16 protein-coding genes and 1 tRNA gene are annotated in these 16,656 nt (G+C 50.9%); 4 read left to right on the top strand and 13 right to left on the bottom strand.

Annotation, left to right across the window (positions count from 1 at the left end):
- Nucleotides 1-112: 112 nt before the first annotated feature.
- Complete coding sequence (locus tag BLQ82_RS01680) at nucleotides 113-949, top strand: YihY/virulence factor BrkB family protein (protein WP_062526764.1); 837 nt, start codon at nucleotides 113-115, stop codon at nucleotides 947-949.
- 1 nt (nucleotide 950) lies between these two features.
- On the opposite strand, the gene BLQ82_RS01675 is transcribed toward BLQ82_RS01680, so the two are convergent.
- Genes BLQ82_RS01675 through BLQ82_RS01660 form a run of 4 tightly spaced genes read right to left on the bottom strand, consistent with a single transcriptional unit; the run spans nucleotide 951 to nucleotide 5,783 of the window.
- Nucleotides 951-2,312: an FAD-dependent oxidoreductase gene (locus BLQ82_RS01675; RefSeq protein ID WP_062526759.1), complete on the bottom strand. Its 1,362-nt coding sequence runs from the start codon at nucleotides 2,310-2,312 to the stop codon at nucleotides 951-953.
- 15 nt (nucleotides 2,313-2,327) lie between these two features.
- The gene (locus BLQ82_RS01670) at nucleotides 2,328-3,875 is read right to left on the bottom strand and encodes an extracellular solute-binding protein (RefSeq protein ID WP_062526757.1); all 1,548 of its coding nucleotides are present in this window, start codon (nucleotides 3,873-3,875) and stop codon (nucleotides 2,328-2,330) included.
- A gap of 38 nt (nucleotides 3,876-3,913) precedes the next feature.
- Nucleotides 3,914-4,789 carry a carbohydrate ABC transporter permease gene (locus tag BLQ82_RS01665; protein WP_062526754.1) on the bottom strand — a complete coding sequence of 292 codons (876 nt, stop codon included), beginning with the start codon at nucleotides 4,787-4,789 and terminating at the stop codon, nucleotides 3,914-3,916.
- A 22-nt stretch (nucleotides 4,790-4,811) separates the two neighbouring features.
- Nucleotides 4,812-5,783 carry an ABC transporter permease gene (locus BLQ82_RS01660; RefSeq protein WP_062526752.1) on the bottom strand — a complete coding sequence of 324 codons (972 nt, stop codon included), beginning with the start codon at nucleotides 5,781-5,783 and terminating at the stop codon, nucleotides 4,812-4,814.
- Between the two features lie 220 nt (nucleotides 5,784-6,003).
- Between BLQ82_RS01660 and BLQ82_RS01655 the strand changes: the two genes are divergently transcribed.
- Nucleotides 6,004-6,351, top strand: coding sequence for a VOC family protein (locus BLQ82_RS01655; protein WP_062526750.1), 348 nt, complete (start codon nucleotides 6,004-6,006; stop codon nucleotides 6,349-6,351).
- 536 nt (nucleotides 6,352-6,887) lie between these two features.
- Here the strand turns inward: BLQ82_RS01655 and BLQ82_RS01650 are convergent.
- The 6 genes from BLQ82_RS01650 to BLQ82_RS01625 all read right to left on the bottom strand — a co-directional run bounded on the left by BLQ82_RS01650 (nucleotide 6,888) and on the right by BLQ82_RS01625 (nucleotide 13,217).
- The gene (locus BLQ82_RS01650) at nucleotides 6,888-8,732 is read right to left on the bottom strand and encodes a cache domain-containing sensor histidine kinase (RefSeq protein WP_062526748.1); all 1,845 of its coding nucleotides are present in this window, start codon (nucleotides 8,730-8,732) and stop codon (nucleotides 6,888-6,890) included.
- Between the two features lie 52 nt (nucleotides 8,733-8,784).
- Nucleotides 8,785-10,431 carry a response regulator transcription factor gene (locus BLQ82_RS01645; RefSeq protein WP_074647619.1) on the bottom strand — a complete coding sequence of 549 codons (1,647 nt, stop codon included), beginning with the start codon at nucleotides 10,429-10,431 and terminating at the stop codon, nucleotides 8,785-8,787.
- A 172-nt stretch (nucleotides 10,432-10,603) separates the two neighbouring features.
- On the bottom strand, nucleotides 10,604-11,506 hold the full coding sequence (locus BLQ82_RS01640) for a GNAT family N-acetyltransferase (RefSeq protein WP_062526744.1): 903 nt from the start codon (nucleotides 11,504-11,506) through the stop codon (nucleotides 10,604-10,606).
- Between the two features lie 193 nt (nucleotides 11,507-11,699).
- Entirely contained in the window at nucleotides 11,700-12,608 is a 909-nt protein-coding gene (locus BLQ82_RS01635; RefSeq protein ID WP_062526742.1) for an NAD(P)/FAD-dependent oxidoreductase, read from the bottom strand.
- Nucleotides 12,605-12,925, bottom strand: coding sequence for a thioredoxin (gene trxA / locus BLQ82_RS01630; protein ID WP_062526740.1), 321 nt, complete (start codon nucleotides 12,923-12,925; stop codon nucleotides 12,605-12,607). The genes BLQ82_RS01635 and trxA overlap by 4 nt, the downstream gene beginning before the upstream one ends.
- A 208-nt stretch (nucleotides 12,926-13,133) precedes the next feature.
- A tRNA-Leu gene (locus BLQ82_RS01625) sits at nucleotides 13,134-13,217 on the bottom strand.
- A gap of 178 nt (nucleotides 13,218-13,395) precedes the next feature.
- Here BLQ82_RS01625 and BLQ82_RS01620 point away from each other — a divergent pair.
- Complete coding sequence (locus BLQ82_RS01620; protein WP_062526738.1) at nucleotides 13,396-13,851, top strand: YhjD family protein; 456 nt, start codon at nucleotides 13,396-13,398, stop codon at nucleotides 13,849-13,851.
- Nucleotides 13,852-13,915: 64 nt separating this feature from the next.
- Here BLQ82_RS01620 and BLQ82_RS01615 read toward each other — a convergent pair whose 3' ends face one another.
- The 3 genes from BLQ82_RS01615 to BLQ82_RS01605 all read right to left on the bottom strand — a co-directional run bounded on the left by BLQ82_RS01615 (nucleotide 13,916) and on the right by BLQ82_RS01605 (nucleotide 15,251).
- On the bottom strand, nucleotides 13,916-14,134 hold the full coding sequence (locus BLQ82_RS01615; protein WP_062526736.1) for a hypothetical protein: 219 nt from the start codon (nucleotides 14,132-14,134) through the stop codon (nucleotides 13,916-13,918).
- A 122-nt stretch (nucleotides 14,135-14,256) separates the two neighbouring features.
- Nucleotides 14,257-14,574, bottom strand: coding sequence for a hypothetical protein (locus BLQ82_RS01610; RefSeq protein WP_020433779.1), 318 nt, complete (start codon nucleotides 14,572-14,574; stop codon nucleotides 14,257-14,259).
- 104 nt (nucleotides 14,575-14,678) lie between these two features.
- Nucleotides 14,679-15,251, bottom strand: coding sequence for a xanthine phosphoribosyltransferase (locus BLQ82_RS01605; RefSeq protein ID WP_062526734.1), 573 nt, complete (start codon nucleotides 15,249-15,251; stop codon nucleotides 14,679-14,681).
- Between the two features lie 178 nt (nucleotides 15,252-15,429).
- Here BLQ82_RS01605 and BLQ82_RS01600 point away from each other — a divergent pair, with 178 nt between their 5' ends.
- Nucleotides 15,430-16,554, top strand: a complete 1,125-nt coding sequence (locus BLQ82_RS01600) for a YkvI family membrane protein (RefSeq protein ID WP_062526732.1) — start codon at nucleotides 15,430-15,432, stop codon at nucleotides 16,552-16,554.
- The last annotated feature ends 102 nt before the right edge of the window (nucleotides 16,555-16,656 follow it).

Below are 16,656 nucleotides of genomic sequence, written 5' to 3'. Positions count from 1 at the left end.
CATTTCTGCTGTTGTTTCCGCCTTTCCTCCGCTTCGCCTGCTGTTTTCAAACAGCGGAGTTGAGTTAAATATATGCGATAGGCATATTATAGGATAAGCAGAGGAGGGCATTATGAAGAATAGCGCCGCCGGAAGAGCATTTTCCTTTTCCAAACAGCTGTACCAAAAGATCAAACTGGATGATGTGCAGGGGATCAGCGCGCAGCTTACTTACTACTTGATCCTGTCCTTGTTTCCTTTTCTGATTTTTATCATGACCCTGATTGGCTATGCCCATATTTCGGTTGAGGACAAGATCCGTGATCTGGAGCAGATCATGCCTGGAGAGGCTATCTCAATTATCGAGGAAATTGTGAAGGATGTGGCGGAGGGCCGCAGCCAGGCCTTGCTGTCCTTCGGGATGCTGGCAACGTTATGGGCTGCTTCCAAAGGAATCAATGCTATTATCAAAGGCCTCAACCGTGCTTATGATATCGAAGAGAGCAGGGTGTTCTGGAAAATACGCGGCATTGCCTTCCTGGCTACCCTGTTCATCGGATTGGTGGTGCTGCTCAGCATTTTGCTGCTGGTGCTTGGCACCTGGCTGAAAACCCAGGTTTTTCTGCTCATCGATTTGCCCTATGGGTTCCAAAAAATATGGGACCTGCTGCAATATGCCGTCCCGCTGTTTGTCATGTTTGCCGTATTCACCCTGCTCTACTGGATTGCCCCCAGCCGCAGGCTGACGCTGAAAGAGGTTATGCCCGGCGCGATGTTTGCCACCCTCGGCTGGATCATAACCTCTATCCTCTTCTCCGTCTATGTCAACCAGTTCAGTAATTTCACCGAAACTTACGGCAGTCTCGGCGGGGTGATGATCCTGCTGATCTGGCTGTATATCAGCTCCATCATCATCCTGGCCGGCGGGGAGATCAATGCCATCCTGATGAAGCGTTCACTCAAGCGGTAATTCAAGAAAAGGCAGCCGTTTCAGCTTCCGTATCCGGCAGATATGCGCCTTCCTCCCGCAGACGCCTGCGGAGCGCAGCGATGTCTACAGCATGGACGTCCGGCGCTGGCTGTACGGCGGCCATGGCAGCCGCAATCCCGGCTGCTTCACCCATGGCCAGACAGACCGGCATCACTCTGACACTGCCCTGCACCTCGCGCACACAAGAAATGGAGCGTCCTGCAACCAATACATTTTTCAGAGAACGGGGGGTCAGACAGCGGTAAGGAATGCCGTGCGATTCCCCCGGACCATACCGTTTAATGACCTCCGGTTTGCCTCCGGCCTGCTTCTCTTCCTTTTCTGTTCCATGAATATCTATGAAGTAGCTGTTGCGGCAGATTTCATCTTCAAAGCTGCGGCGGCCCACATAATCGTCGACACTAAGCACATAATCTCCGGTAATTCTTCTTGTTTCCCGCACGCCCATCAAAGATCCCGTGTTAGCCACATATGAGTTTCCAAAAGAAGCCGGCATAAATTCAGCAAGCGCGTCCCTGTAAGCTGCCGCCAGCTTGCGGCCCTGCATCAGGGCCTCCGATATGGACCCGGCATCCGTATTATCCACTTCCCATAAATGCCCGGCGTTGAACCCCACCGTTCTGGGGGCGATAATGTTGTTGCAGATATGCGCATCGGGAATCAGGGGATAGCGGCCCGAGCCGAGGATGTCATAGATCGGACTGGTTGTGTTGCTGCTGTGCAGCAGCGGACCATTGAGATAAGCGTATTCATCCACATTGCCCAGTGTGAAGCAGTGCGTGGCAGGCATCAGCTCACCGGTCTGCGTATCTCCCTTGAGATATTCCGCTCCCGCCCAAGCGGCTACATCCGCATCACCCGTACAATCAATATACACCTTGGCCCGGAGAGCCTGGAGTCCATTCTTGCTGGCAGTAATCAGTGCCGTCACCTTGCCGTTGTCATCCGTATCTACCGCCCCAAGCTGTGTCATGAACTGGACGGCCGCCCCCGACTCCCGGACCAGTTGGTCATAAACCACCTTCAGCTTCTCCGGGTCAATCGGCACCCAGTCCATAGCATCCTTGCGGACATGCGGCATCTGCGCCTTCAGGGACTCGAACACCTTCACAGCCAGCCCCCGGTAAATGATCTGCTCCAGGTCAGAGAATGGGCACCACGCCGGGACTAGTCCCGAGGTTCCCATTCCGCCCAGGCTGCTTGTGGCTTCAACCAGCAGGGTTCTGGCCCCCTCCCGCGCCGCTGCGGCAGCAGCGGTGCATCCGGCCGGGCCTCCCCCCACAACAATAACATCCCATGAATCCTGAAGCGGTATTTCATTGTTCATCCTGTAACTGCCCATGCGCTTCCCTCCCTGCTATTTCTTCACCGAAGCATACCATTCATTGACTTCCTTGCTGCTGGCTTCTCCCCCGGCGGCGTTGTATTTCCCGATGAACGCCTCCACGGCGTCGGTAGATTCCTCGCCCACAATCACTTTGACGGCAAAATCATTGATCATCTGATTCAGCGACGCGTTGTTCTTCGAATATTCCGGTAAGGACGGCGCCAGCGCCAGCGGATCGGAGATCCGGTATTCTGCCGGAATTCCGCTGTTCAGGAAGGTAAAGCCTGCGAACAAACGCGGGTCTTTCTGGACACGGGCCTGCCAGTAGACGGGATACAGCTTTTCATCGATCCCCGTCAAGTAGTTGCTCGCAAGTCCGCGCTCATCCGTGAACAGGGGCAGAATCGGGCTGTATACACCGTCTTTGTAGGTAAAGTGCTTGCCTTCTTCGCCAATGGCGATCAGCTTGAAGGTGTCTTTATCCAGCTTGGCATTGATCCACTTTATCGCGTCCTCCGGGTGCTTCGAGGATTTCGGAATAAACGTCAGCCGGTCGAAGCCGCCGCTCATCCCTAGACCTGCCTGCCCGTCCTTGCCCTTCAAGGCTGGAACATAGGCATATTTGGCATCCGGGAAGTTCTTGGTCAAGGCATCGGCAATGCCCGGGATGTCATACCACGGAAGCGGAATCACACCGACCCGGCCGCTGGTGAACTTTTCCTTCAGCGTAGCGTCCTTGTTCACGGCAAATTCCTTGTCCAGCAGTCCCTGCTTATACAGATCTGCAACATAGCTGAGATATTCCTTGAACCCTGGTTGCAGCGGCGCCGCGACCAGCTTGCCATCCACCTCACTCCAGCCCGCGGCAATACCGAAAGCTCCGGTTATATTAGCTATCGTAGCCTGTGCGCCGTCAATGGAGAGCGGAGCGCCTTTATCGCCGTTGCCGCCAGGGTCTTTTTCTTTAAAGGCTTTCAGAACAGCGGTCAATTCCTCCAGTGTTGCGGGCATCTTCAGGCCGAGCTTATCCAGCCAATCCGTGCGGATCATCAGGCTGCTGCCCACGAACTCGGAGGACCGGTTCGGAATGGCGTAAATTTTGCCGTCCACCTTCATGGCCTCGAAGGACTCAGGAGAGATGGAAGCTTTGATATTCTCGCCATACTTGTCAATCAGCGGAGTCAGATCGACGAGTGCGCCCATTTTGGCATAGTCGGTATAGGCGGCCTTTTCCCCCGTGATGGTAATGACATCGTATGGCTCGGCGGAGGAGATCAGCAGATTCAGTTTATCCATCGCCTTGTCGGCAGGAAGCATTTCGTATTTTACCTTATAGCCGGTTTGTTCCTCCACCACCTTAGCCAGCGTATATGTGTTGTAATCATCCTTCGACCATATATTAAGCGTCTTTAGCTCCGGTTTGGAACCGCTCTCCTTTTGTGCACCGGCTGTTTGCTCCGCTGCACCTCCTGCTGCCCCCTCCTTGTTCGAATTGCCGGATGAACCGCAGCCGGCCATCGATGCCGCAAGCCCCGCACAGAGCATAAGTGTCAGCCATTTTCTATTTATCATTATCATATGAATTAAACCTCCCCATAAGTTCTAAAATCCGCAGGTCAACCCTTCACCGAGCCAATCAGCACCCCTTTGATAAAATACTTCTGCATAAACGGATATACGAGCAGGATCGGCACCGTGGATGCGACAACTGTAGCTGCGCGGATGCCTTCAGGCGACATATTCATAAGATCATCTATGCTTTTATTCGTGAGATTCGCGTTGTTTGCGTCCATCACCACATCCTGCAGGTAGAGCTGCAGCGTCTTAAGCGCGGTGTCATTAATGTAAATCATCGGGCCGAAATAATCATTCCAGTAACCCACGGCATAGAACAGTGCGATAGTGGCGATCACCGGCATACTAAGCGGAAGGATGATCCGGAACAAAATGGTATAGGTCTTCGCTCCGTCGATCCGTGCCGATTCCTCCAGCGCTTCGGGCAGGCTTTCATAATAGCTTTTGATCACCAGCATGTTGAATACACTGATCATTCCCGGCAGAATCAGCACCCAGAGATTGTCTACGAGGTGCAGCTGGCGCATCAGCAGATAATTGGGAATTAATCCGCCGCTGAACAGCATCGTGAAGATAAACAGCACCATACAGAAGGAAATGCCGGGAAGATTGCGTTTGGATAGCGGATAGGCTGTAAGCGCCGTCATAAGAATGGAAATTAAGGTTCCAACGGCGGTAACACCGACGGATATACAGAAAGCCCTGATGAACACGGATGAGGAAATAACTTGCATCAGGGTGTCGAGCTGGAAGCCTACAGGCAGAATCCCCACCTTACCGGAGGTGATCGCCCATTCTTCACTGACGGATTTGGAGAAAACACTCGCCAGAGGCAGCAGCATGATCAGCCCGAGGGCAATCAGAAACGCATATACCCCGATATCCAGCAAAAGATCGCCTTTGGTCCGTTTTGTCATTGTTGTCCTGCTCCTTTCTTCCTCACCAGATCCCGCGCTTCAGCAGCTTGCGGCTGATATAGTTGCCGGAGACAATGAGAATAAAACCTACGACCGAGTTGAATAACCCGACTGCCGTACTGAAGCTGTAGTCCATTTTGCCAAGGCCGATCCGGTATACAAAGGTTCCGATGACATCAGCCGTCTCGTAGACTACCGGATTGTACATGGTAAGAATCTGTTCGGTCCCGGCATCCAGAACGGAGCCTAGACGAAGAATGAACATCAGCACCACAGTAGGCAGAATACCTGGAAGCGAGATATACAGCATCCGGCGGATTCGGCCTGCCCCGTCAATGGAAGCGGCTTCATATTGCTCCTGGTCAATCCCGGCGATGGCGGCTATGAAGACAATGGCATTCCAGCCCACCTCCTTCCACCCGGCAGTGAAGACCACCAGACTGCGGAAATACTGGTTGCTGACAAAAAAACTGATAGGCTCACCGCCGAACCACTGGATGATGTTGTTGACGAGCCCCCCTGAGGTCGAGAGAATCGTCACGAACAATCCCGAAATAATAACCCAAGACAGAAAATGCGGAAGATAGATAATCGTCTGGATTGTTCGTTTGAAAAACATCAGCCGGACCTCGTTCAGCACCAAGGCGATGAGTATCGGAACCGGAAACAGCAGCACGATCTTATACACACTGATCAGCAGCGTATTCATGAATACCTGTCCGAACTCCTCGGACTGGACCAGCTTGTGAAATTGCTCCAGCCCCACCCATTCACTGCCTCTGATGCCGTCAAAAATATTGAAATCCTGAAAGGCGATCAGAACGCCATACAAAGGCGTATATTTGAAGAGCAGCAAAAACAAAAGACCGGGAATCAGCAGCACATAATAGTCTCTGTTCCTCCAGGCAATTCTCCACTTGCTGGCAGCCCTGCTTCTGGCAGCAGCTGCTCTGCTCTTCCGGTTCAATTCCGTGGCACCTGTGCCCAAGTTCATTCACCCCCATAGGTTTGTGAGTTGATTATACCGGGGAACGGGGAACCGCTTGTAGAGGGTAATCTGATTATTTCTGGTCTCTGGCGACTGTATATCCGAAAGCGCTTAACGGGCAGGATAGTTGAAAAAGGAACATCAATTCAAATGTAGAATAATTAATATAGAATATTTAATGTAATCGGATAATTAAAAATTTGATAATAGACAGGAGTTGAATACGATGATAAAAGGGTTTGGAGGAATATTTTGGAGAACCAAGAATCTTGAAGCTACAAAAAAATGGTACAGTGAAGTGTTGCAGGTTGAAATAGGAGATTGGAATGGGACTGTGATAAAACCCCAGGCAGAAAATGAGACGATCTTTTCGTTCTTTACCGAGAATGACAGTTATTTTCCGACAGAACAACAAGTGATGTTAAATTTCCAAGTAAATAGTCTAGACGAGACGATTAAACATCTTGAACAAATTGGTGTACCTCTTGCAAAGAAAAAAGAGAGCAGCGAATTTGGACAGTTTATTTGGATTGAAGATCCTGAAGGCCGCCTGATCGAGCTTTGGGAAAAATAACGAGCTTAATAAAGCAGCGGCAGTCCAGGCCTATATTTTCTGTTCCAAGGCTGCAAAACATGGCTGCGCCATCCTTCACCGGACAACGCTGCGTTGTGGATTCCAGTTTAGCGTCTCCTTGAGAGCCCCTAATCAATCCTTCGGCAATTCCAAGTGGGAAAAAGGATAACTAATTTCCCTATATCCCTATTCTCCGCAAGTGAAGTGGAAATAGGGTCACTAATTCAGCTCATTTCGCTCCTGAAGAGGGAATGACGCCCAATTAAGTTCCCTTTTTCCACTTAAATCTCACAATTGCTGATTTTTGGGAGAAATAAGTTCCCTTTTTCCAACTATATAAGCTGTTCGCCTTTGTCACCGGATTTCAACCGTTAAAGGCGGTTCCATGCAAGAATTTCTTACGAAAACATCGGCTAGAATTCCAAACATTTCATTAATTCTCCATACACTACAATTCCAACTATACCTAAGCCCACAGTGCCAATTCCCGTCTCCAGGCACATTATTGAATAATTGGCATCTGTGCCACAAATACTTTATTTTCTTATAACAGCTTTCACGGTAACCCTTACGACTGTGCCCATGCCCGGTTCCGTTTCGATGGACAGGCCATAGCGGTTTCCGGCAAAATAACGGATTCTTTCATGCACATTGTATAATCCGAACGAGCCGTCCATTCCATCCGCCTGTTGTCCGGCGGCGGGTTCGAGCAGCAGGCGGTTCGCCTGCTGCGGGTCCATCCCGATGCCGTCATCCGCAACCGTCAGCACAACATCGCCGTTCTCCAGACGCACCGAGATCTCTATCGTTCCCTGCTTGGATTTCGTCTTGCGTATGCCGTGCAGCAGCGCGTTCTCTACCAGTGGCTGCAGCGTCAGCTTGGGGATAATATAAGACTCTATACCAGGCTCAGCCTGGATAGAAAACGTAAAGGTAGAAGGAAAACGGTTCTGCTGAATCTCCAGGAACACCCGCGCCAGCTCCAGTTCATCTTCAATGCTGACATTATCGCGGCCTTTGTTCAGACTTAGCCGGAAATACTGGGCCAGCGCCTCAATCATTTCGCTGGTATCCTCGGCATCATGGGAGATCGCTGACCAATTGATCATATCCAGGGCATTGTAGAGGAAATGAGGATTGATCTGGGCCTGCAGCGTCCTCAGCTGGGCTTCACGCTCCTGCATCTTCGCCCGGTAGGATTCTTCCATCAGGTTGTTGACCTTATGGATCAGATGATCAACGCTGCGTTCCAGCAGGCGGAAATCCCCGTCCGGCAACGACCGGCGGTCCTCCAGCCACCCGATCCCCTCCTTGCGGATCATCCGCAGGATCATCTGCACCCGGCGCTGCACGCCCTGGATCATGAACATGAGCAGCACAAACACCAGCACAAGGAACATGACCGTAATCCCCGCCAGGGTTGCAATACTGGTGAACTGGCCAAGCGCCGTAGCGCGGTGCGAGATTTCCGCTTCCGATACCTGTGCCACCAGCTTCCATCCTGTCGTGCCAACGGTGGTGTATACCACATTTACGTTGTCGCGGGCAATGGTTCTTTTTACAACTCCTTCTTCGGAATGGCTAATCGCGCTAAGCAGTTCTTCGGGAAGCCGGTTCAAGGCTTGCCCGGCGCCTGCTTCAGCAGCGGATTCCACACCTTCAGGTCCAGTTGTCCCATAGATCAGCTTGCCGCGCCCGTCAAGCAGATACGGTGCATACTTCTCCGAGAACTGCAGCTCTGACACAATCTCCTGTACCAGCGTTTCAGACACATCCATCACTAAAACGCCGACAATTTCCTCATAGTCCCGGGGGTTGCGCAGCAGCCGGGCGGCAGAGAAAATCTTCTTTTCTCCATAATCGTTATAGATTTCCGGATATACCCCCGTCCAGACAATGCCCCCGCCAGCCTCCTTCACAGCTTCGTACCAAGGGTAGTTGTCCAGGTCCGCCAAGGGATACAGGTTAATCCGGTCACCGCCGTACATCCGGGAAGCATCCACAAAAAACCGCAGCCGGAAAATATCCTCATTCTCCTGGGCGGTTTCGGCCAGATTCCGCAGCTCCTTGATCTGGCCCAGCTGATCGGTAATCTTGTCCTTTTGCAGCAGATTGTCGTACAGGATCTGGTTCATGAAGACAGAGTTGCTGCTGTCGCGGATATGGTTCAGCTTATAGGTCAGGTTCATTCCCGCCTGCTTCAGGGTGAGCTGCATTGTGCGGGTCACTTCCTTCTCCAGTACATCATTGGAGCGCTGATAAAAGGTGCCCAGCATAATTGACACAGGCAGCAGAATGAGCAGTGCATAAGCGAGCAGCCAATTTCTCGCAGAGAGAATCCCCTGACTGAGGCCAGTCAGATAAGCCCAGGCTTTTCTCATAATGCAGACACCCCAATCTGTCCGGCTTGTTCCCGCAAGAGTTCAGGCGGCCTCATGTAAGCTGCTCCCTGTATGCGCTTGGTGTATATCCGGTTATTTTTTTGAACAGCTTGCTGAAGTGGCTGGGATCGGTATAACCCACCGCATAACAGACCTCATACAATTTATTCTGCGGATCTTTCAGCAGGTTCTTGGCCTGCTCCACCCGGACCTTGGTCAGATATTCAAATAAGGTTTCTCCGGTTTCCTGCTTGAACAGCAGTCTGACGTAGGTAGGGCTGAGATATACGCCTTCAGCGATGTCCGCTGCGCTTAAATTCTCGGAATATCTCTGTCCGATCAGCAAGCGTACCCGTTCAATAACCTCGCTGGCTTTTCCATTACGCTTCAAACGGGAGTAATCGCAAACCTCTTGCAGATATGCCGCAGTATACTGCAGTAAATCCTGTATCGTTTCCTGGCGCATTACCTGCTTCCAGGCTTCGATCTCCTTCTGCTCCCACTCTTCTGACATCCCGTTCAGCTCAAGCATAACCTGCCCGGATTGCAGGATCAGATGCAGGCTGACATTCTGGGCATAACGGGAGCCCTGCCCGCGGTTCTGCTCCAGCCGTGCAAAAATCTGCTCCAGCTCGCTCAAGGTGCGCTCACGGTCTCCTGATCTCAATGCCGTGAGCACCCGTTCACTCCACTCCGCTTCATAGCGGTACCGCAGATGCTCAGCGGATTCCAGCTTATCCATCGAAAGAATGCGGTTTTTGCCCAGATACCATTTCTGGTCTGCCGCACCTTTCGCCTGCTTGTAGGACGACGGTAATTCCGGCAAGCTGCTGACGCCTTCGCCCACCCCGATGGTCACACTGAGCTTCAGCCATTGCCGCAGATTGTCACGGATGGATTCCGCCAGCAGGAGAAGCTCCTGCTCCGGAGACTGGGCCTCCTCAGCCTCTTCCGTATCCCCGTCCTCCATCTGCCGGGTCAGCAGTATACCCACATATTCTCCGGGCTGCTTCTCAAAGGTAATGCCCCGCATCTGCTTGTCGATTAATTCCTGTATAATATTCAGCACCGTGTAGGAGAGCAGCTGCTTATCCTGTTCGCTGCGGGTATCCAGTACCTGTGGCACATCATCAATCATAATGACGATCACAATGTAACCGCTTGCAGATAACATCGTCAAATCCAGAAATTCAAGCTTCTCCCGGATATGCGCCGGATGGATGCGGTCACTGATGACGGACAGGAGAAACCGTTCACGCAGCAGCGGCAGGCTCTGGGCCAGCTTAACCTGCATCTCCTTCACCCGGTTGCGTTCCCTTGCTTCCGCATCAAGCGCTCCCGTCACCTTGCCCATGACAGAGGCCAGCTCTTTGCGGCGGATGGGCTTCAGGAGGTAATCCACCGCATGGATCTGCAGCGCAGACCGCAAATAATCGGCATCGTTATGCCCGCTGATGAACACGATTTTGGTGAAAGGCAGTACCGCACGCACTTCCGCAGCCATCCGGATGCCGTCCATCGCCGGCATCTGCACATCGGTCAGCACGATATCCGGCTTTAGCTCCTTGATCATCTCAAGTCCCGCATCTCCGTCATCCGCCGTGCCAACCAGCTCGATCCCCTGCCCCGCCCAGTCTACATAGCTGCGCAATCCGTTCAGCACCGAAGGCTCATCGTCAACAATGACCAGTGTTTTCATTGGAATGTTCCTTTCTGTAACTGTTATTTTGGCGCTACAAAAATTTCTACAAACAAAGGCATTCTCCTTCCTCAAGTGTAAATGTTGAAGATGATTCGGGCATCTTGCGGGGACCCCAATATATATATATATGTCAAAAACGCCCGGTCTCCCAGGCGCTTCATCATTACCTTTATTTAGCTGTCAGATCATATGTGAAGCAGGCAACAGCCTCCACCTGCTTGAAACCCTCTGCGATATACAGCGCCTGGGCACGCTCATTTTCAGCATTTACACATAATACGGTTTGCGTGTATGACTGCTCCTTGGCGAACTGCAGTGCCGCTCTGAGCAGAATTCTTCCAAGTCCCTTCCCTTGATATTCCGGCAGAACAGCCAAAGGGCCAATATTCATGATGGGTGAACCTTCGTAGTCATCATCTGCCCCACGGACAATTCCGACGGCCCGGCTGTTATGGTAGAGGATTAATAAGCCGTTGGCAATGTAGTCTTTGCCGGAGATCATCTTGGTTACCATCTCTGGTGTGGCCGGCGTTTCACTTCCTTTTAGCTTGGCAAAGCCGGCATTTCTCACCTCACACCAGACAGACTCATCGGTTCCAGGCCGAAAGGGCTTAATTTCGTATCCGCTGGGCAAGCTGAAATCAGGAATGTTCTCTTCATCTCTGACGAGTAAGTAGGAGTAGCGCTCCACGGTAAACCCGGCAGCCAGCATATTGTCCGTCTCTCTGGTATTAACCGTCGGCACAAATATATCCAGCCTATCCAGACCTGCCGTATGCGGTAGAATGGCTTGCAGCAGCCCCCGGTAAATCGTCTGATCAGCAGTATCCGCCTGGAAAATCCGAAAACGGCCTTTCCGCCCTCTGCGGTTGTAATCATTCAGGATCAGCGAAGCTGCCGCAACCAGCGTTCCCTGTGCATTTATCGCTACATACGTGGGGTTCTCTTCAGAAAGCTCAAACCCGGCAAGGTCCTCTTCATATAAAAAAGATTCATCAACCTCCGCCCGGTGTTTCCGGCAAAAATTCAAAAATTCGTCTCTTCTGTCCTGACTTAACGCTTCAATTTTCATTAGCTTGTCATCCTTCCAGCCTGTATCATTGCCTCTTCAAGATAACAGAAGTTCATTCAACCGGAAAGGGAAAAAACAATTATGGACCATTCTATCATTGCTGCCATTTTTACCAGAAGCCCGCTGAGATCCTCACTATTTCATTTCACCAGAGCCAGGAATCTTCCCGGCATGGCCGCCAAATCACCATAATTTATCTGCCCGCGAACTCCTCTTCCGTCAGTTCCATGTTGATGGACATAGCAGCCTTGCTGCCCTGGGCAGCGGCGTAGATTAATTGCGAGGGCATCACATAGGAGGCATCTCCGGCAGCGTATATTCCGGGTACTGAGCTTTTTCCCATCTCACTCGTGGCAATTCCGCCCGTCTCTGTCACTTCATAACCCAGCTGTGCCTGAAAATCAGCCTTTGGCTGCAGCTGCGGAGCAATAAATCCACCACTCCGCTTAAGCTGCGTACCGTCTGCAAATTCCACGTGCTGCAGCTTACCTGCACTGCCGATAAATGCAGTCACAGGCGTCTCAATGATCCTAATATTCCTGGACGCAAGAAGTTCCCGCTGCTCTATTGTCAGCACATCCTCCCCGCCTGTGGCAACTATCAGGTCTTTGCTCCAGTTATACAGGATTTTGGCCATATGGAACACTCCCGGCTGACCGGACACCACGATAAGCGGTTGATCCCGAAGCTCCCAGCCATCGCAGTAGGGACAGTTGAACAGGCTTCTTCCATAATGCTCGCTTAACCCGGGAATGTCGGGAAAAATCTCACGCAGTCCCGTAGCGATCAGCAGCTTGCGGGCCGTTACGGAGGCTCCGTCTTCTGTAGTTATTGAAAATTCATTGCCTGCCCGGCGGACATCAGTAACTTGGATGGATTGGTGAGCAACCGACGGATACCGCAGCACCTCTTCATAGGCTATACGCCGGAATTCAGCCGGTGTCACACCATCTCTGGTAATAAATCCGTGGGAGGCATGAGTTACCGCGTTTCTGGACTGGCTGTTGTCGAGTACAATTACCTTCCGCCTCGCTCTGCCGAGCACCAAAGCCGCATTTAATCCTGCCGGTCCTCCGCCAATAATCGCACAATCGTAGCTCATCCTGCTTCTCCTGAAACCAGAGTACGCAGAGTACCTGCCGGCAGAATCCCTGCTTCCTTATATTTTAATGTGCCATTCTGAAAAATAAGCGTGGAAGGAATACTCATAATGCCATACTGGGCGGACGTAACCGGATTTTCATCCACATTGACTTTAATGACACTAACCTTCCCTTCTGCCTCATTTGCAAAAGCCTCCAAAACAGGAGCAAACATTCTGCACGGCCCACACCAGGAAGCCCAAAAGTTCACTACCGTTACTCCATTTCCCTGAACCAGCTGTTTGAAATTCTGATCTGTTGCATGTTGTATAGCCATTGTTATCGACCTCCCATTGTAACTTTTATAGACTTTTTATATCCTTTATTCAAATAAAAAAATATTAAATAAAGGATTTAATGTGTCTATAATATACCGGATAAATTTGTGTGTCAAATCACAAAATGATTTATGGATAAAATGAGTCTTATCCATCCCTGGACAAAGCAAAAGCCCCTTCAGAAGAAGGGGCTTTACGATAATATGATGCGGTCGAGAGGACTCGAACCTCCACGGTATTGCTACCACACGGACCTGAACCGTGCGCGTCTGCCAATTCCGCCACGACCGCATATCATTGGACACGCTTTCGCGGCCACAAGATAGATCATACCATTCAGGACTTATGGAGTCAATACTTTTTCGTAATTATTTTATATGCATAAATTTTTGTATAAATATTGCTTTTTTTTGCTGGTTAGGAGTATAATGAGAACAAAGGTTCGCATACTATAAATGAGGTGATTTATATGGCGACTACCAAGAGAAGCACACTCAATACACCATTGATCCCAGAAGATATAACCAAAGACGAAAAGTCACTTGTCCGAAGCTATTTGCTGCTGACGTTCATTCATAAAGTATTTGAACGCGATTGCCGGGTCATCGGCAAGAGCGGATTGTTCAAGACACCGCAGCTGTATATGGAGCTTGTGTCTGGTGCAACGAAGAAGACTTCGCTTATGCTGCAGGAGGTCACCCGCGAACTCACCGCGCATAATCTGAAGATCACAACCGTCCGCCAGGATCAGCGTGGTGTAGAGGCCTCGTATTCCTGCCGTGGATATGCCGGAGAGATGAATATTCCCTGGCCCGGCTTCCGTAATGAAATGATGCTGCGGATGCGTGCCTATCTCGGTCTGAATCCTGAGCTTAATGTGCTTCCCAGAGAAGAAGCGGTGGAACAGATGGCTTTATCGATCTAAGACCTGCCCTGCCGCTGCAACAGCCCCGTCCTTAAGCGGACGGGGCTGTTAGTGCTGCTGTATATTATATATTCTCCGGGTCTTGTCTGGGTTCGGCGAAGGGCTGGTATATATAGTTGCGGTCCAGCTTCACAACGCGCTTATTGGGCCGGCGGATCATCACCTGAGACTCGTCCCAAGCCAGCACAATCCCTTTTACATCATTGCTCTCCAATCCGTCTCGTACAACACGTATCTTCTCACCGGAAATCCGGTAGGCATCCAGCTGCTCATCACTGATCATATGACTGAAATCACCTTTCCTTTCCAACACATGCATTCCCTAATCCAGCCGTGAAAAAGACCCAAATGAGTAACCATCCGGGTCTAGTTGCTTGCAGGTCAATCCTTATATCTTATGAAGTTCTATATCAGCGCTTCATTCTTCTCAAACCAGAAGTCAAGAACTTTAGCGGACATCACACGTTGCTCCAAATACTCCACCTGATGATCACTGAATTTCTGTCTCCAGTTGAAGGACAGCTCTTCACACAGGCTTGTGATGGTCAAAAGCTCAGACCAAGCGACATAACGTTTGTACCAGAAAAACTGAGGATGTTCGATCATATAGGGATACAGATCGTCGAATTCCGTATGTTTGCAATCCAGCGCACGCTCGAAGTGATCCTTGGCCTCGGTTAGTTTATCAATAAAAAATTGCTCTGTCACCGGTTCTTTCCCCATTGTGACGCCTCCTCTCTCATGTCTAATTTTTATTATAAAGGAAAAGTTATAGAGTGAAAAGCAGATGTTTTAAAAATAGGCTAACTTCCTCTAATTGTCACCCTCTATTCGTCAAAGACGATTTTCCCTTCACTCAGTGACATAATGCGGACAAGCGACTCCAGCCGGATTCCCTGTTCCCGGATGGTTCTGGCCCCTGCCTGGAAGCTTTTCTCTACAACTACACCGAGTCCGACCAGTTCGGCACCGGAACGGTGGATGATTTTGATCAGACCACGCGCAGCATCGCCGTTAGCAATGATATCATCAATAAACAGCACCTTGTCGTCCGGGGAAATGAACTGCCGGGAGAGCATAATGTCTGTAACGATACCTTTGGTGAATGAAGGAACTCTTTCACAGAGCGCATCCGGATCAGCGAGCAGCGTTTTTTTGCGGCGGGCAAAAACCAGCGGCACCTTCAATTCATAAGCGGTGGCAAATGCCACGGCAATACCCGAGGATTCCACGGTAACCACACGGGTAACTCCAGCATCAGCAAATCTCCCGGCAAACTCCCGTCCCATTTCCATCGTCAGCATAGGATCAACCTGGTGGTTGAGCAGCGCATCCAGCTTCAGCACCTGATCGGAAAGGACAACCCCTTCCTCCAAAATCCGTTGTTTCAATAATTCCATGTTATAAACCTCCATTACCCTTTATAATTCCAGACATTCCGCTGTAATCACTTCATATAAGTATTAGGCGGAAGTCATGTCCTTCTGCTCAACATCATAACCTGTACTATATGGACTGCACAAGGCTATCCTTTGGTATAGCTACTTTTATCTTGGCAGCACTTTGAAGGAGGGAGCCATGAAATCCCATGTCCGCACACTGCAAATCGCCTTCACCTATATTGGTACTATCGTAGGCGCCGGTTTCGCTACCGGCCAGGAAATCCTTCGTTTCTTTACACGTTATGGGCACTGGGCGGTGCTGACCATCCTGTTTTCCACCGTCCTGTTTATCTGGCTCGGCACCAAAATGATGATCATCGCCCGGCGCGTTCAAGCAGAGTCTTATGAGGATTTCAACCGCCATCTTTTCGGTGAACGTGCCGGAAAAAGCATTAGCCTGTTCACCATGATTATCCTGATTGGCGTGAACAGCATTATGCTGGCCGGGGCCGGAGCTATTTTTCAGGAGCATCTCGGACTGCCCTATCAGGCAGGGCTTCTGTTAACCATTCTGGGTTCCTACCTGCTGCTGAAGCGCGGAATTTCAGGTATCCTGCAGATCAACAGCCTGGTGGTGCCGCTAATGCTTACTCTGTCGCTAATTATTATTTTTAATACGCTGGGCGTGCCCGGCGCGGAACGCTTTTTGTTCCTTCCGACGGATCACAGCTTCTTTGGCGCCTGGATGTCCCCCCTGCTCTATACTGCGTTCAATCTCGGAATGGCCCAAGCCGTACTGGTGCCGCTGGCCCGGCATACGAATGATGAACAAGCTCTGCTGCGCGGCGGCATTCTCGGAGGGATAGGTATTGGCTTCATGCTGCTCGCGGCACATTTTGCCATGAGCTCGCAAATGCCGGGCATCCTTCAGTATGAAATTCCGATGGGCACCATCGCCATTCGTCTTGGCCCTGCCGTACAGAGTATCTATCTGCTGCTGATTTTCATGGAGATCTTCAGCACTTTTGTCGCTGATATCTATGGTGTCGGTGTACAGCTTCAACAGCGCCTGCCGGTCGCCCCCGTCCTTGTGACACCACTCTTGATGCTGATCTGCTACGTGTTCAGCCAGTTTGGCTTCAGCTCGCTTCTGTCTATATTCTACCCCATCTTCGGCGCAGTGTCGCTGGTATGGGTCGTAATGCTGCTGCGTGCCCCGATGTCCCCGCCTCCACGCCCGGCAGATCCCCCTCCAGGAAAGGATGGTAAAGGGATCACTATCGCCGCTGTCAAACCGGTGATCCGGATTACACGGAAATGAGCGGCTGCCGCTGGAACCTGCTCGTACAGATACTGGAATATGATAGGGATCAAATCAGGACCCGTATCAGGGGCGGAATCAAAGGTATTTTTACCTTTGATT

The sequence above is a fragment of the Paenibacillus jilunlii genome (assembly GCF_900102965.1).
In the GTDB taxonomy this organism is placed as follows: Bacteria; Bacillota; Bacilli; order Paenibacillales; family Paenibacillaceae; genus Paenibacillus_AQ; species Paenibacillus_AQ jilunlii.
The sequence above is the reverse complement of the archived record's forward strand: the minus strand, read 5'-3'. Positions and strand labels throughout refer to the sequence as shown.

Coding starts and splice junctions, on each gene's coding strand:
- BLQ82_RS01680 (WP_062526764.1), top strand. CDS start 113: ATGAAGAATAGCGCCGCCGGAAGAGCATTTTCCTTTTCCAAACAGCTG.
- BLQ82_RS01675 (WP_062526759.1), bottom strand. CDS start 2,312: ATGGGCAGTTACAGGATGAACAATGAAATACCGCTTCAGGATTCATGG.
- BLQ82_RS01670 (WP_062526757.1), bottom strand. CDS start 3,875: ATGATAATGATAAATAGAAAATGGCTGACACTTATGCTCTGTGCGGGG.
- BLQ82_RS01665 (WP_062526754.1), bottom strand. CDS start 4,789: ATGACAAAACGGACCAAAGGCGATCTTTTGCTGGATATCGGGGTATAT.
- BLQ82_RS01660 (WP_062526752.1), bottom strand. CDS start 5,783: ATGAACTTGGGCACAGGTGCCACGGAATTGAACCGGAAGAGCAGAGCA.
- BLQ82_RS01655 (WP_062526750.1), top strand. CDS start 6,004: ATGATAAAAGGGTTTGGAGGAATATTTTGGAGAACCAAGAATCTTGAA.
- BLQ82_RS01650 (WP_062526748.1), bottom strand. CDS start 8,732: ATGAGAAAAGCCTGGGCTTATCTGACTGGCCTCAGTCAGGGGATTCTC.
- BLQ82_RS01645 (WP_074647619.1), bottom strand. CDS start 10,431: ATGAAAACACTGGTCATTGTTGACGATGAGCCTTCGGTGCTGAACGGA.
- BLQ82_RS01640 (WP_062526744.1), bottom strand. CDS start 11,506: ATGAAAATTGAAGCGTTAAGTCAGGACAGAAGAGACGAATTTTTGAAT.
- BLQ82_RS01635 (WP_062526742.1), bottom strand. CDS start 12,608: ATGAGCTACGATTGTGCGATTATTGGCGGAGGACCGGCAGGATTAAAT.
- trxA (WP_062526740.1), bottom strand. CDS start 12,925: ATGGCTATACAACATGCAACAGATCAGAATTTCAAACAGCTGGTTCAG.
- BLQ82_RS01620 (WP_062526738.1), top strand. CDS start 13,396: ATGGCGACTACCAAGAGAAGCACACTCAATACACCATTGATCCCAGAA.
- BLQ82_RS01615 (WP_062526736.1), bottom strand. CDS start 14,134: ATGATCAGTGATGAGCAGCTGGATGCCTACCGGATTTCCGGTGAGAAG.
- BLQ82_RS01610 (WP_020433779.1), bottom strand. CDS start 14,574: ATGGGGAAAGAACCGGTGACAGAGCAATTTTTTATTGATAAACTAACC.
- BLQ82_RS01605 (WP_062526734.1), bottom strand. CDS start 15,251: ATGGAATTATTGAAACAACGGATTTTGGAGGAAGGGGTTGTCCTTTCC.
- BLQ82_RS01600 (WP_062526732.1), top strand. CDS start 15,430: ATGAAATCCCATGTCCGCACACTGCAAATCGCCTTCACCTATATTGGT.